13 protein-coding genes are annotated in these 13,170 nt (G+C 71.6%); 6 read left to right on the plus strand and 7 right to left on the minus strand.

What is annotated here, in order from left to right:
* Positions 1–150 precede the first annotated feature (150 nt).
* The 3 genes from ABTW64_RS06015 to ABTW64_RS06025 are packed head-to-tail and all read left to right on the plus strand — an operon-like array spanning position 151 to position 2,657.
* Positions 151–513: a PadR family transcriptional regulator gene (locus ABTW64_RS06015; RefSeq protein WP_350620270.1), complete on the plus strand. Its 363-nt coding sequence runs from the start codon at positions 151–153 to the stop codon at positions 511–513.
* Entirely contained in the window at positions 510–1,892 is a 1,383-nt protein-coding gene (locus tag ABTW64_RS06020; protein WP_350620272.1) for a permease prefix domain 1-containing protein, read from the plus strand. The genes ABTW64_RS06015 and ABTW64_RS06020 overlap by 4 nt, the downstream gene beginning before the upstream one ends.
* Positions 1,893–1,901: 9 nt before the next feature.
* Positions 1,902–2,657: an EI24 domain-containing protein gene (locus ABTW64_RS06025; RefSeq protein WP_350620274.1), complete on the plus strand. Its 756-nt coding sequence runs from the start codon at positions 1,902–1,904 to the stop codon at positions 2,655–2,657.
* Between the two features lie 69 nt (positions 2,658–2,726).
* On the opposite strand, the gene ABTW64_RS06030 is transcribed toward ABTW64_RS06025, so the two are convergent.
* Positions 2,727–3,113 carry a histidine kinase gene (locus tag ABTW64_RS06030; RefSeq protein ID WP_350620276.1) on the minus strand — a complete coding sequence of 129 codons (387 nt, stop codon included), beginning with the start codon at positions 3,111–3,113 and terminating at the stop codon, positions 2,727–2,729.
* Positions 3,114–3,362: 249 nt separating this feature from the next.
* Here ABTW64_RS06030 and ABTW64_RS06035 point away from each other — a divergent pair, with 249 nt between their 5' ends.
* Positions 3,363–3,611 (plus strand): WhiB family transcriptional regulator, encoded by a 249-nt coding sequence (locus tag ABTW64_RS06035; RefSeq protein WP_029152980.1) that lies wholly within the window; start codon positions 3,363–3,365, stop codon positions 3,609–3,611.
* Positions 3,612–3,728: 117 nt separating this feature from the next.
* Here the strand turns inward: ABTW64_RS06035 and ABTW64_RS06040 are convergent, their stop codons facing one another.
* The 3 genes from ABTW64_RS06040 to ABTW64_RS06050 are packed head-to-tail and all read right to left on the minus strand — an operon-like array spanning position 3,729 to position 7,242.
* Positions 3,729–5,234: a sensor histidine kinase gene (locus ABTW64_RS06040; RefSeq protein WP_350620279.1), complete on the minus strand. Its 1,506-nt coding sequence runs from the start codon at positions 5,232–5,234 to the stop codon at positions 3,729–3,731.
* A gap of 23 nt (positions 5,235–5,257) precedes the next feature.
* Positions 5,258–6,508, minus strand: coding sequence for a CpaE/TadZ family protein (locus tag ABTW64_RS06045; protein WP_350620281.1), 1,251 nt, complete (start codon positions 6,506–6,508; stop codon positions 5,258–5,260).
* Entirely contained in the window at positions 6,505–7,242 is a 738-nt protein-coding gene (locus tag ABTW64_RS06050; RefSeq protein WP_350620283.1) for an SAF domain-containing protein, read from the minus strand. The genes ABTW64_RS06045 and ABTW64_RS06050 overlap by 4 nt, the downstream gene beginning before the upstream one ends.
* 100 nt (positions 7,243–7,342) lie before the next feature.
* Here ABTW64_RS06050 and ABTW64_RS06055 point away from each other — a divergent pair, with 100 nt between their 5' ends.
* Positions 7,343–7,603 carry a helix-turn-helix domain-containing protein gene (locus ABTW64_RS06055; protein ID WP_350620285.1) on the plus strand — a complete coding sequence of 87 codons (261 nt, stop codon included), beginning with the start codon at positions 7,343–7,345 and terminating at the stop codon, positions 7,601–7,603.
* A gap of 18 nt (positions 7,604–7,621) precedes the next feature.
* Here ABTW64_RS06055 and ABTW64_RS06060 read toward each other — a convergent pair whose 3' ends face one another.
* On the minus strand, positions 7,622–8,245 hold the full coding sequence (locus ABTW64_RS06060) for a hypothetical protein (RefSeq protein ID WP_350620287.1): 624 nt from the start codon (positions 8,243–8,245) through the stop codon (positions 7,622–7,624).
* Positions 8,246–8,410: 165 nt separating this feature from the next.
* On the opposite strand from ABTW64_RS06060, the gene ABTW64_RS06065 reads away from it, so the two are divergent.
* Positions 8,411–8,854, plus strand: a complete 444-nt coding sequence (locus ABTW64_RS06065; RefSeq protein WP_350620289.1) for an Rv3235 family protein — start codon at positions 8,411–8,413, stop codon at positions 8,852–8,854.
* A gap of 25 nt (positions 8,855–8,879) precedes the next feature.
* Here ABTW64_RS06065 and ABTW64_RS06070 read toward each other — a convergent pair whose 3' ends face one another.
* Together ABTW64_RS06070 and secA are read right to left on the minus strand one after the other, a co-directional pair.
* On the minus strand, positions 8,880–10,139 hold the full coding sequence (locus ABTW64_RS06070; protein ID WP_350620291.1) for a pyridoxal phosphate-dependent aminotransferase: 1,260 nt from the start codon (positions 10,137–10,139) through the stop codon (positions 8,880–8,882).
* 67 nt (positions 10,140–10,206) lie between these two features.
* Entirely contained in the window at positions 10,207–12,999 is a 2,793-nt protein-coding gene (gene secA / locus ABTW64_RS06075) for a preprotein translocase subunit SecA (protein ID WP_350620294.1), read from the minus strand.
* Between the last annotated feature and the right edge of the window lie 171 nt (positions 13,000–13,170).

Consider the following 13,170-nt stretch of genomic DNA (forward strand, 5'->3'; position numbering starts at 1 on the left):
AAGTTGCGTGGAGTGCCATCAAGTTCCGAACTTGAGTCACACGATATCAACTTCAACGCGGTCTCGGCGAGGTTATTCCCGCCCGTGGCGACTACCTCGCGGTGCGAGGTATGGGTTACCTTGAACTGCAAGGTATTCCCAGGAGGCTCCATGCGCATCGACAAAGACCTCGTCGCGGCATCCGCGACCCCTCTCGTGCTCGGCATCCTGGCCGAAGGCGAGCTGTACGGCTACGCGATCCTCAAGCGCGTCACCGAGCTTTCCGGCGGCCGCATGTCGTGGAACGACGGCATGCTGTATCCGCTGCTGCACCGCCTCGAGCGCCACGGACAGGTCTCCTCGTCGTGGGGCGTCTCCCCCACCGGGCGGCGCCGCAAGCACTACGCCATCACCGCCGAGGGCCGCGCGGCGCTCGCCGACCGCCAGGCGCAGTGGTCGGTGGTGGTCGACGCCCTGCGCGGAGCCTGGCACGGGGGCGACACGGGCCTGCGCGTGGCGGGAGCCCCGGCATGAGCGGCGCCGCGTCCGAGGCCCTCGAAGCCCGCATCGCCGACTGGCGGCGCTACCTGCTCGCGCGTCGCACCATCTCCGCCCGCGACGTCGACGAGCTCGAGGACCACCTGCGCGAGCGGATCGCGGATCTGCGTCAGCGCGGGCTGGACGACGACGAGGCGTTCCTGATCGGGATCCGCCGGATGGGCGACGCCGACGCACTGTCGGGCGAGTACGCCCGCGAGCACTCGGACCGGCTGTGGAAGCAGCTGCTCGTCGCACCGGCGAGCGAGCCCGCGGCAGCATCCGGCTGGCGCGACGCCGCCGTGGCGATCGCCGTCGGCGCCGCAGCCGGCCTCGCGTTCAAGCTCGCCCTCACGCTGTTCGGGTTCGCGTCTGACGACGTACCGAGCGAGGGCGCCGCCGGCGCGCTGATGCGCACCCTCACGCTGTACGTCGCCCCGTTCCTGGTCGGCTATCTGAGCTGGAAGCGACGCCTCAGCTGGGCCTGGATCGCGGGGCTGGGCGCCGGCCTCGCCCTGCTCGCTGCGCTGGTCGCGATACCGCCGTTCTCACCGTTCGGACAGACATCCGTGCTCGCCGCGCTCCACGGCCCGGTGGTCGCGTGGGGTCTCGTCGGCGTCGCCTATACGGGCGGCCGAGTCCGCTCCAGCGACCGGCGGATGGACTTCGTGCGCTTCACGGGCGAGTTCGTCGTGTACTACGTGCTGATGGCGCTCGGCGGCGGCGTGCTGCTCGGCCTGACGTACGCCGTGTTCGCGATGGTCGGGGTGGATCCCAGCCCCGTCGTGATCGACTGGATCCTGCCTGTCGGCATCCCGGGAGCGGTGCTCGTCGCCGCCTGGCTCGTGGAGACAAAACAGGCGGTGGTCGAGAACATCGCCCCCGTGCTGACGCGCATCTTCACGCCGCTCACGCTCATCATGCTGGTCGCACTGCTCGCCGTCGTCTCCACCGCCGGCACGCTGCTGACCGTGGACCGCGAGCTGCTGATCCTGATGGACGCGATCCTTGTGCTGGTGGTGTGCCTGGCGCTCTACGAGATCTCGGCGCGGGATGCCCTCGACCGCCCGGGGTGGTTCGACGGCCTGCAGCTCGCCACCGTCCTGGCCGCGCTGGCGGTCGACGCCATCATGCTGGCCGCGATGCTGGCCCGCATCGCCGAGTTCGGCTTCAGCGCCAACAAGACCGCGGCGCTGGGCCTCAATCTGCTGCTGCTCGCGCATCTGGCCGGTCATGTGTGGCTGACGGCTCGGGCGTTCCGCGCACGCCGCGGCCTCGCGCGCATCGTGCGCTGGCACACGGCCTTCGTGCCGCTGTACGCGGTGTGGGGGCTCGTAGTGGTCGCGGTGTTCCCCGCGCTGTTCGCGTTCGCCTAGCGTGGACGCGTGCGCGAGTTCTGGCGGGGTGCCGGCACCCTGATCGACGGCTTCCGTTGGTGGCGGCGTCGCCCCGGCGTGATGGCGGCGGGTCTCGCGCCCGCGGCGATCGTCGGAGCGGTGCTCACCGGCGCCCTGATCGCACTGGGCTTCGCCCTGCCGGGGCTCGTGGAGCTGCTCACCCCTTTCGCCGACGGGTGGGGCGAGCTCGCCGCGAGCGCGCTGCGCTGGGCGATCGGACTCGCCCTCATGGGCGGCGCCGTCGTGCTGGCGATCGTGACGTTCACGGCGCTGACGCTGGTGGTCGGCGAGCCCTTCTACGACCGGATCTGGCGCTCGGTCGAACAGGATCTCGGAGGCCGGGTGCCCGATGTCGCGTACGGCATCGGGCACTCCGTCCGCGACGCCGTGGGGCTGTTCGGCAAGGGGCTGCTCGCGGCCCTCGCCGCGGGCGCCGTCGCGCTCGTCCCCGTCGCGGGAGGCGCGGCGGGCGCGGTCGTCGGCGCGCTGCTCAACGGGCGCGTGATCGCCGACGAGCTGTCGTCGCGCGGGCTGACCGCGCGTGGCCTCGACGCGCAGCAGCGGGCCGCGCTGCTGCGCCGCAGTCGTGCGCGCGTGCTCGGCTTCGGGGTGGCCGTGCACGTCTGCTTCCTCGTGCCGTTCGCCGCCATCGCCGTCATGCCGGCTGCCGTCGCCGGCGCCGCTCTGCTCAGCCGGCACCTCGCCGGCGAGGTCGGCACCCCTCCGCGTCGCGCGCAGCCCTGACCCCGCTTCGGCCCAGTGCACACCAATGTGCGTGTGCACTCGGCGCCCCGCCCGGGAACAAGCGGGCGATCAGTCCTCGCGCGGTGCCTCGCTGTTCGCCTCGCGCGCCGCGAGCACGATGAGCACCAGCACAACCGCTGCCGGCACTCCCAGCGCCAGCGCGACACCCAGGTGCGGATACGCGCCGGTCACGGCCCCGACCGCCACGGCCAGGATGAGCAGCTGTGTCACCACGCCGCCCGAGCGGCCCCACGAGCGGCCCGCCCATGTCGCTCCGGCGAAGGCGGCCACGGCCACGGCGCCCACGACCGTGAGCACGATCAGCGCGATCGCGCTCACGGGCGAGGCGGTGTCGGCTCCCATCAGCGCCACCACCTGCCACGCCGCGAGAGCCAGGATGCCCAACGCCTCGACTGCGATCACGACGGCGGCGATGCGGGCGATCCTGCGGCGCATGAAAGCTGCTCTCCTCGCCGCCACGGCGGCTGACGCGTCGACCGGTATCCCGAGCGGGCAAGAAAACCCTTGCGTTCAGAACCCGACTGTACGACCATTGTTAACGGCATGTTTCCCACAGCGTGGTGGGTCGCGAGCACAAACTCGCACCATGACCAGCGTATCCGACCCGAACGGATGCGCTTCTCACCTCGAATCCCGGGCGCCATGCGCTCGCTCGAACCCACCACATCTGCGAGGAGCATCAGCATGGATTGGCGCGACAAGGCGGCCTGCCTGACAGTCGACCCCGAACTCTTCTTCCCGGTCGGCAACACCGGCCCGGCAGTCGACCAGATCGAGAAGGCCAAGTCGGTCTGCGCCCGGTGCACCGTCACCGAGGTCTGCCTGCAGTACGCCCTCGAGACCGGACAGGACTCGGGCGTCTGGGGTGGCCTGAGCGAGGACGAGCGTCGCGCTCTCAAGCGCCGCGCGGCCCGCGCCCGCCGCGCCGGCTGACCGCCGCACCGCAGCAGCACCACAGCAGCACCACAGCAGCACCACAGCAGCACCACAGCCAAGAGGCGCCTTCCCCGCGGGGAAGGCGCCTCTTGGCATGTGCGTGCGCGGAGCGCGCTACCGCTTGATCCACCGCAGCGGGATCTCGATGACCACCTCGGTGCCCGTCGCGATCTCGCCGCCCGCCGACGGCTCGTCCCCGCCCAGCGTGCGCCAGTCGATCGATCCGCTCAGCTCGCCCTGGATGAGCGTGCGCACGATCTGCGTGCCGAGGCCCCGCCCCACCGTGCCCTCCGGCAGGCCGCTGCCCGAGTCGCGCACGCGCACCAGCAGCTTCTCGTCATCGCGCTCGGCGATGATCTCGACCTTGCCCTCCTGACCCTTCAGCCCGTGCTCGACCGCATTGGTCACGAGCTCGGTCAGGGCGAGCGCGAGCGGCGTGGCGTACTCGCTCGGCAGCACGCCGAACTTGCCGATCGAATGCGTATGCGCCAGGGTGTTCGGCGCCGCGGCGACCTCGGCCACGAGTCGCAGCACGCGGTCGAACACCTCGTCGAAGTCGACGTTCTGCGACAGCCCGCTCGCGAGGGTGTCATGCACCACCGCGATCGCGGCGACGCGCTGCATGGCCTGCGTCAGCGACTCGCGCGCCTCCTCCGACTTGGTGCGCCGGGCCTGGATGCGCAGCAGCGACGCCACGGTCTGCAGGTTGTTCTTGACGCGGTGATGGATCTCGCGGATCGTCGCGTCCTTGGTCAGCAGCTCCTGCTCCTGGTGGCGGAGCTCGGTCACGTCACGGCACAGCACGATCGCTCCCGTGCGGTGGCCGTGGTCGCGCAGCGGGATCGCGCGCAGCGACACCGTCACCCCGCGGGCCTCGATGTCGGTGCGCCAGGGAGCGCGCCCCGTCACGACCACGGGCAGCGACTCGTCGGTGTCGCGCGACGCCGGCAGGATGCGACTGGTCACCTCGGCGAGCGACTCGCCCTCGAGCTCATCCGCGAACCCGACGCGGTTGAAGGCCGACAGCGCGTTGGGGCTCGCGAACGTCACAACCCCGTCGACGTCCAGCCGGATCAGGCCGTCGGCCGCGCGAGGGGCACCGCGACGGGGGCCCGTCGGCGCCGACAGGTCGGGGAAGTCACTGGTGGAGATCATCCGGAAGATGTCGTCGGCGCAGTCGTTGAACGTGATCTGCTGACGCGAGGGCGCGCGCACGTCCCCCAGGTTCGTGTGCCGCGTGAGCACGCCGAGCACCGCGGTCTCGCCGTCGAGGGCGCGCACGATGGGCACCGCACGCACGCGCGTGGGCGTCTCCTCGAACCACTCGGGGCTCGACGAGTCGATGATCTTCGCCGTGCCGAACGCCTCGCGCACCTGCGCCTGCCACTGCGGCCGGATGCGCTCGCCCACGATGTCGCGGTAGAACAGCGTGGCAGCACCGCCGGGGCGGGTGTGCGCGACGGCGACGAACGAGTCGTCCGACGTGGGCACCCACATCACGATGTCGGCGAAGGAGAGATCCGCGAGCAGCTGTCCGTCGCCGGCCACACGATGCAGCCACTCGACGTCTGCCTCGCTCGCGATGCCCTGGGCGTAGACGAGGTCACTGAGAGTCGACACGCGTCAAGCTTATGGGGCTGGGCTCACGCCGATCGGCGCCGCAGGACCGGACGACGATCCTCCTGGCGGTCTGCGCGCCGGCCCGGGCGACCCCGCAGCTCGGCCGCCAGCCGACGCATGGCCTGCGCCAGCGGCGAGCGCGGTGCGACCTCCCCCACGGGCCGGGCGGCGAGCAGCGCCGCGTCGGCGGCACGCCGATCCTCGGGCACGAACGACACGTCGACGATGCCCGAGAAGCGCTCGAGCGCCCGCCGCACCTGTCCGCGCGGATCGATGCCCACCGGGCCCGAGCGCAGCCGGTTGACCACGACGCGCACGGGCGTCGTCGTGCCGATCACCTGCCGCAGCTCGGCGTGACCGCGCACGAGCCGGGAGAGGCCGACCGGGTCGCCGGCGCCGACGGCGACGACCTGATCGGCGACGCGCAGAGCGGCGAGCGTCGCGGCGTTGCGGCGCGGGCCCTCCAGGTCGCTCACGATCTCCTCGTCGGCTTCCAACGACGCCGCGACGTCGACGACTGCGACGTCCGCCCAATCCCGGATGACCGCGAGCGCGGTCTCGACGCGCTTCGCCGAGAGCTCGGGCCAGCGCGCGGGGCGATTGATTCCGGTGAGCACGTCCACGCGACCATCGAGGTCTCCCAGCGGCACGCTCACCCGCAGCAGCTCCCCGGCGTCGAGCAGGCCGAACTCCGCCTGCCGACACGCCGCCGCGAAGCCCGGGGTCTCGTCCGCCAGGCCGAGCGCGACCGCGAGGGAGGGCGCCCGGCTGTCCGCCTCGACCAGCGCGACGTGCTCACCAGCCCGGGCGAACTCGAGCGCGAGCTCCGCGGCCACGGTCGAGCGACCGGGTGCTCCCTCCGGCCCCCACACGACGACGATCCGCCCGCCCTCCTCGGCCGGATCGGGCTCCGCCGTCGCGGCGCCCGGGCCATCCGCCGCGGCGACGATGCGCCATGCCGGGGCATCCGACGGCAGCGGATCGCCCAGTCCGAAGGCGCGCGCGGCCCGCACGTCCGCCTCGCGCTCGGCGAGCGTCACGATGCGCACGCCCCGCCGGTCGCATTCCGCGACGAGCTCCGACGACAACGCGCCCGCGGCCGCGAGCACGAGCGTGTCGACCTCCTGGAACAGCGCTGCGATCCTCGACGCGGGGTCGTCGACATCGGCCAGCCCGTCCACCCCGATCGCGGCCCGCACCTCCACGCCTTCATCCCGCAGCTCGTCGGAGATCCGCTCCGCCTCGGCCGGCCCGGCCACCACGAGAGCGATCATTCCGCGTCCCCTTCGCCGGGTTCCTGCGCGTCCTCCGCGGGCGCCGATTCCGGTGCCTCGCCGACGCCCGGAACGGCCGACAGCACCGAGCCCGCCGCCACCGCCGCGAGCACGGCGGACACGTGCGCCCGGTCGATCACGAGCTCCAGCGACGCACCGCCCGCGGCCATGACGCCTTCCTCGCTCACCACGCGGGCCACGACGGCATCGGCGACCAGCACGCGCGGCGCCTCGTATGCGCCCGGCTCGCCGGCAGGGGGTGTCTCCCACAGCTCCACCACCGCGCCGCGCTCGACGCCCGCGGGGACGTCGACCGAGCTGCGCACGACCACGGACGTGCGGTCGCTGAGGGCGGCGGGTCCGGCGGCCGCCGCCGGCAGCAGCTCGCCCGCGCCGACGACGCGCAGCGCCACGACGCCCTCGTCGAGCGCGCCCGGCGCCACGTACGCGTCGCCGGCCTGGCCGAGAGCGACATCGACGACCGTCACGTCGCTGGCCGTGATGGTCTGTCCGGGCACCAGGGCGTGGGCAGCGGCCAGCACCGGCACGGTCTGCCGCGCGGCCGCCACGACGAACCAGACCGCCGCGATCGATGCGGCCACGAGGACGATGCCGATCACGAAGCGCGCATCGGCCCAGAACGCGGGGCGCGCCGCACGGGTCGGTGAAGTCGCGGCGCGGCCGGCACGGCCGCCGCTTGCTGTGCCGCGGGAGGCGGTCGTCATGCTGGTCATGCTTGCATCGTGGCAAACCGCGCCGACGCGTCTGCTCTGTTGTCCACAGGGGGGCGGCCTCCCCCGATTCGGGCGCATGCCCGGGCACCATAATGGGGGCATGGTCGAGGATGTCGCACGCCGCCACGTGCCGCCCGCTCACGTCGCGGAGCTGCTCGACATCTCGGTCGACGAGGTCATCGAGCTCGTCCATCAGGGCCGCCTCCGCGGCGCGCGCGTCGGCTCACCGGCCCGGTGGCGCATCGAGCGCGACAGCATCGCCGAATATCTCGATGCGCAGGTGGAGGAGGCCCGCCGCATGGCCCTGTGGCGCCAGTCCCACACCGCGAGCTTCCCCGAGCTCTGGGGCAACGGCCGCTGAGGGCACCCGCGCGTCCGCTCAGACCACGGGCGCCCCGGCCCCCGCATCGACGCGCACCCACGCGACTCCGGCGAGGGGCAGCATCCGGTATCCCCGCACGTCCGCGGCGCGACGAGGAGCACCGGCGTCGTGCATCGCCAGATCCAGATGGTCGGCGCCCACGCGGTCGATCGTGCCGGTGAGCGTGCGTGCCGCGCCGGCTTCGCCTGCGGCCGCGACGCCCACCGCGACGCCCACGCGCCGGCGGGAGAGGTCTCGCAGGGCGAGGGCGAACGTCACGCGCTCGGCCAGCCGGTCCCGAGTCTCGGCGGGGCGTGCGCTGCGCAGCAGGTCGCCATGACCGACCTGGATCCCGCGGATCGCCCCGATCGGCACCAGCAGCATCCGCCGCGCGTCCGCCGCCTCCGGCGCCGCGATCCAGTCGGCCCCGACCGCCGAGATGCGCACGTCGCGGACGAACCCGTCGAGGAGTTCGAGGGCGACGGGCCCCTCCGCCTCTCCGGCCAGGCCGGCCAGACGCGAGCGCAGGTCGAGCCGTGCCACGCGCAGCCGCTCGGCCTCCGACTCCAGGGCCGCGCGTTCGGCCTCCCACTCGGCGGCGAGCTGATCCTCCAGGTCGTCGAAGAAGCGCTCCCATCGCACGGGGCGAGCGTAGAGCACCGTGCGATGTGTCCTGTTCGGCTCTCCACAGGCGGCGGATGCCGCTATCCCCTCGGATCTCCCCAGACATAGGTGCCGACTCGGGGCGGTCGAGACGCGGTGTTGGACTGACGTCTTGTCCCGCACACCGAGAACAGGGGGATCTCGATGTCCCAGCCCATGTCGTCCGCGCAAGGGGTCGCCCGCCGGCCGCTCCGCAAGCTCGCCGACGTCGAAGAGCACTTCGCACGGCAGCGCACATCGTCGGAGAGCCTGCCCGATCCCGAGCCGCTGCTGACGGCCCTCACCCGCGGCGTGCTGGAGGTGCTCGCCGGGGTACGCGAGCCTGAGCAGCTGGCGCGCTGGCTCACCGACGAGCCGTACCGGTCGCTGGTCACCCGGGCGGGCATGGCCGTCCGCGCCCGCAGCGCTCGCCGCACGCCGGCGAAACGGCCCGTCTACGCCATCCGCTCCATCCGCCACTCCTCCCCCGCCGACGGAGTGGTCGAGGGCGTGGTGGTGGTCGAGACACCGCAGCGCACGCGCGCCGTCGCCATGCGCCTCGAGGGCATCGACCGCCGCTGGCGCGCGACGAGCCTCGCCATCCTCTGACTCCGCCCGCCGCGGGCCGCGCCCGCTACTGCCTGTAGGAGCTGAGGAAGTTGCCCAGGCGCTCGATCGCCTCGCTCAGCACGCGCGCCTCCGGCAGCGTCACGATGCGCAGGTGGTCGGGCGTCTTCCAGTTGAATCCGGTGCCCTGCACAAGCAGGATGCGCTCGGCCACCAGCAGGTCGTACACCAGCTTCGCGTCGTCTCGGATCTCGTGCACCTCGGGATCGAGCCGGGGGAACGCGTACAGCGCTCCCTCGGGCTTCACGCACGAGACGCCGGGGATGGCGCTGAGCTTCTCCCACGCCACGTCACGCTGCTCGTGCAGGCGCCCTGACGGCGCGATCAGCCCCTCGATCGACTGCACGCCCGTGAGCGCGGCGAGCACCGCGTGCTGGGCCGGCACGTTGGGGCACAGACGCGTGGAGGCCAGCAGGGTGATGCCCTCGATGAACCCCCGGGCGTGCTCCTGGGGCCCCGTGATGACGAGCCAGCCTGAGCGGTAGCCCGCCACGCGGTACGTCTTCGACAGTCCGTTGAACGTCAGGCACAGCAGGTCGGGCGCGACGGAGGCCGTCGGGATGTGCTGCGCATCGTCGAACAGGATGCGGTCGTAGATCTCATCGCTCAGCAGCAGCAGCGAGTGCTCGCGGGCGATGTCCGCGATGCCCTCGAGCACCTCGCGCGAGTACACGGCCCCGGTGGGGTTGTTGGGGTTGATGATCACGATCGCCTTCGTGCGGTCGGTGATCTTCGAGCGGATGTCCTCGAGATCCGGCTGCCAGCCGTTCTGCTCGTCGCACAGATAGTGCACCGGCGTGCCGCCCGACAGGCTGGTCATGGCCGTCCAGAGCGGATAGTCGGGCGCGGGGATCAGCACCTCGTCGCCCTGGTCCAGAAGGGCCTGCATGGTCATGGTGATGAGCTCGGACACGCCGTTGCCCAGGTAGACGTTCTCGGGGTCGACCGCGGGGAATCCGGGCGTCTCCTCATAGCGGCTCACGATCGCGCGCCGCGCCGCCAGGATGCCGCGGCTCTCGCTGTAGCCGTGCGCCGTCGGAACCGCGGCGATCATGTCGCGGACGATCTGGTACGGCGCCTCGAAGCCGAACACGGCCGGGTTGCCGGTGTTGAGCTTGAGCACCGTGTGCCCCGCCGCCTCGAGCCGCGCCGCCTCGTCCAGAGCCGCGCCGCGGATCTCGTAGAGGACGTTCTTGAGCTTCGAGGACTGGTCCAGCGTGCGCAGCCGGGCCGTGCCGGTGCCGCTGGAGGGAACAGGGGTGGTCATCGCCCCAGGATATGCCGGGCCCCATCGGTCCACGCGCGCATGCGTGGACCGATGGGGCCCGGGTGCATCACTTCTTCTTGGCGGCTCGGCGCTGCTCGCGGTTGAGCGGCGCGTCCTGCGCGGCGTCCGCGGCCTGGCCGAACGCGCTCGCGCCGGGAGCCTGCGCAGCCGCGGCCTGCGTGCCGCTGCGGCGCACGCGATCCGTGGCGGCCTTGTTGACCTGCCCGCGGTCGTTGCGCACCTCGACCTCGCCGGCGTCGTTGGGCGCCGAGTACTCGAGCTGCTGGTCGCCGGGCTGGTCCGAGAGGCCCTTGGCCTCGACCTCGGCCGGCGCGTCGTCGCCCTCGCCCACGCGGCGCACCTGCACCTCGAGGTTGAAGAGATAGCCGACGGCCTCCTCCTTGATCTGGCCCATCATCGCCTGGAACATCGAGTACCCCTCGCGCTGGTACTCGATCAGCGGATCGCGCTGCGCCATCGCGCGCAGGCCGATGCCGTCCTTCAGGTAGTCCATCTCGTACAGGTGGTCGCGCCAGCGGCGGTCGAGCACCTGCAGCACCACTCGGCGCTCGAGCTCTCGCATCGCGGCCGTTCCCAGAGACTCCTCGCGCTTGGCATAGGCGATCTTGGCGTCGCTCAGCAGCTCGCGCTTGAGGCCCTCGGCTGTGATGCCGCCCTTGCGACCGCCCGCCTCGGCCACGACCTCGTCGATCGTGACCCCTACGGGGTACAGGGTCTTCAGCTCGGTCCAGAGCGCGTCGAAGTCCCAGCTCTCGTTGTGGCCGCCCGCGGTGTGCTCGTCGATGACCGCCGTGATGGCGTCCTCGATGAAGTGCTGGACGCGATCCTCGATGTCGTCGCCCTGCAGGATGTGCCGACGGTCGGAGTAGATCGCCTCGCGCTGACGGTTGAGCACGTCGTCGTACTTCAGGACGTTCTTGCGCGCCTCCGCGTTGCGCGACTCGATCGCCGCCTGCGCGTTCTTGATCAGATTCGACACCAGGCGCGACTCGATGGCGACGTCATCGGGGAGGTCGCTGCGCGCGAGCAGCGCGTCGGCGGCGCCCGACTGGAAGCGGCGCATCAGGTCGTCCTCGAGCGACAGGTAGAAGCGGCTCTCGCCGGGGTCGCCCTGACGGCCCGCACGGCCGCGCAGCTGGTTGTCGATACGGCGCGACTCGTGGCGCTCGGTTCCGAGCACGTACAGGCCGCCCGCCTCGACGACCTTCGCAGCCTCCTCGGCCACCTCAGCCTTGACGCGCTCGAACACGACGGCCCACTCGGCCTCGTACTCCTCCGGGTCGGTGCCGGAGGGGTCCATGCCCTTCGCCTTCATCTCCTGCACGGCGAGGAACTCGGCGTTGCCGCCGAGCATGATGTCGGTGCCACGGCCGGCCATGTTGGTCGCCACCGTGACCGCGCCACGGCGGCCGGCCCGCGCCACGATCTCGGCCTCACGCGCGTGGTTCTTCGCATTGAGCACCTCGTGGCGGATGCCCTTCTTGGAGAGCAGGCGCGAGAGGTACTCGCTCTTCTCGACGCTCACCGTGCCGACCAGCACCGGCTGCCCGGCCTCGTGGCGCTCGGCGATGTCCTCGACCACCTGCGCGAACTTCCCCGCCTCGTTGCGGTAGACGAGGTCGCGCTGGTCCTTGCGGACCATCGGCTTGTTCGTCGGGATGGGGATGACGCCGAGCTTGTAGGTCGCCATGAACTCGCCGGCCTCGGTCTCGGCCGTGCCGGTCATGCCCGACAGCTTGTCGTACAGGCGGAAGTAGTTCTGCAGCGTCACGGTGGCCAGCGTCTGGTTCTCGGCCTTGACCGGCACGCCCTCCTTGGCCTCGATGGCCTGGTGGATGCCCTCGTTGTAGCGGCGGCCCACCAGGATGCGGCCCGTGTGCTCGTCGACGATCATGACCTCGTCGTTCATGACGACGTAGTCGGTGTCGCGCTTGAACAGCGCGAGCGCCTTGATCGAGTTGTTCAGGAAGGAGATCAGCGGGGTGTTCGCCGACTCGTACAGGTTGTCGATGCCGAGGTAGTCCTCGACCTTCTCGATGCCCGCTTCGAGCACGCCGACCGTGCGCTTCTTGATGTCGACCTCGTAGTCGACGCCCTCCTCGAGCGTGCGGGCGATCTTGGCGAACTCCACGAACCAGCGGTTCGCCTCACCCGACGACGGTCCCGAGATGATGAGCGGCGTGCGCGCCTCGTCGATCAGGATCGAGTCGACCTCGTCGACGATCGCGAAGAAGTGGCCGCGCTGAACGAGGTCCTCCTTGCGCCAGGCCATGTTGTCGCGCAGGTAGTCGAAGCCGAACTCGTTGTTCGTGCCGTACGTGATGTCGGCGGCGTACTGCTCGCGACGCACGGCGGGCGTCTGGCCCGACACGATCACGCCCGTCGTCATGCCGAGCGCACGGAACACGCGGCCCATCAGCTCCGCCTGGTAGGACGCGAGGAAGTCGTTCACGGTGATGACGTGCACGCCCTTGCCGGCGATGGCGTTCAGGTACGCCGGCAGCGTCGCGACGAGCGTCTTGCCCTCACCCGTCTTCATCTCGGCGATGTTGCCGAGGTGCAGAGCCGCGCCACCCATGATCTGCACGTCGTACGGGCGCATGCCGAGCGTGCGCTTGGCCGCCTCGCGCACCGCCGCAAACGCCTCGGGCATGAGGTGGTCGAGCGTCTCGCCGGCCTCGTAGCGCGCGCGCAGCTCGGCGGTCTCGCCGCGCAGCTCCTCGTCGCTCAGCTGCGTGTAGTCCTCCTCGAGCGCGCCGACGGCGGCGACCACCTGCTGGAGCCGCCGGCGGACGCGTCCCTCTCCGGCGCGGAGCAGCTTCTCGAAGGGATTGGCCACGTGATATCTCCTCGTTCGATCGGCGCCGCGCCCGGTGTGGACGGCGCCGCATGCCGCCGCCTCGGGCGGCGGGCACACGGACTCATGTTATCCGCCCGTGACCTCTGAGTCCTCTGGGCCCGGTGGGAGCGTCACCGCGGGACCGCATACGGGGCGCCGCTAGTCGCGACA

Source organism: Microbacterium sp. NPDC096154 (assembly GCF_040302945.1).
In the GTDB taxonomy this organism is placed as follows: domain Bacteria; phylum Actinomycetota; class Actinomycetes; order Actinomycetales; family Microbacteriaceae; genus Microbacterium.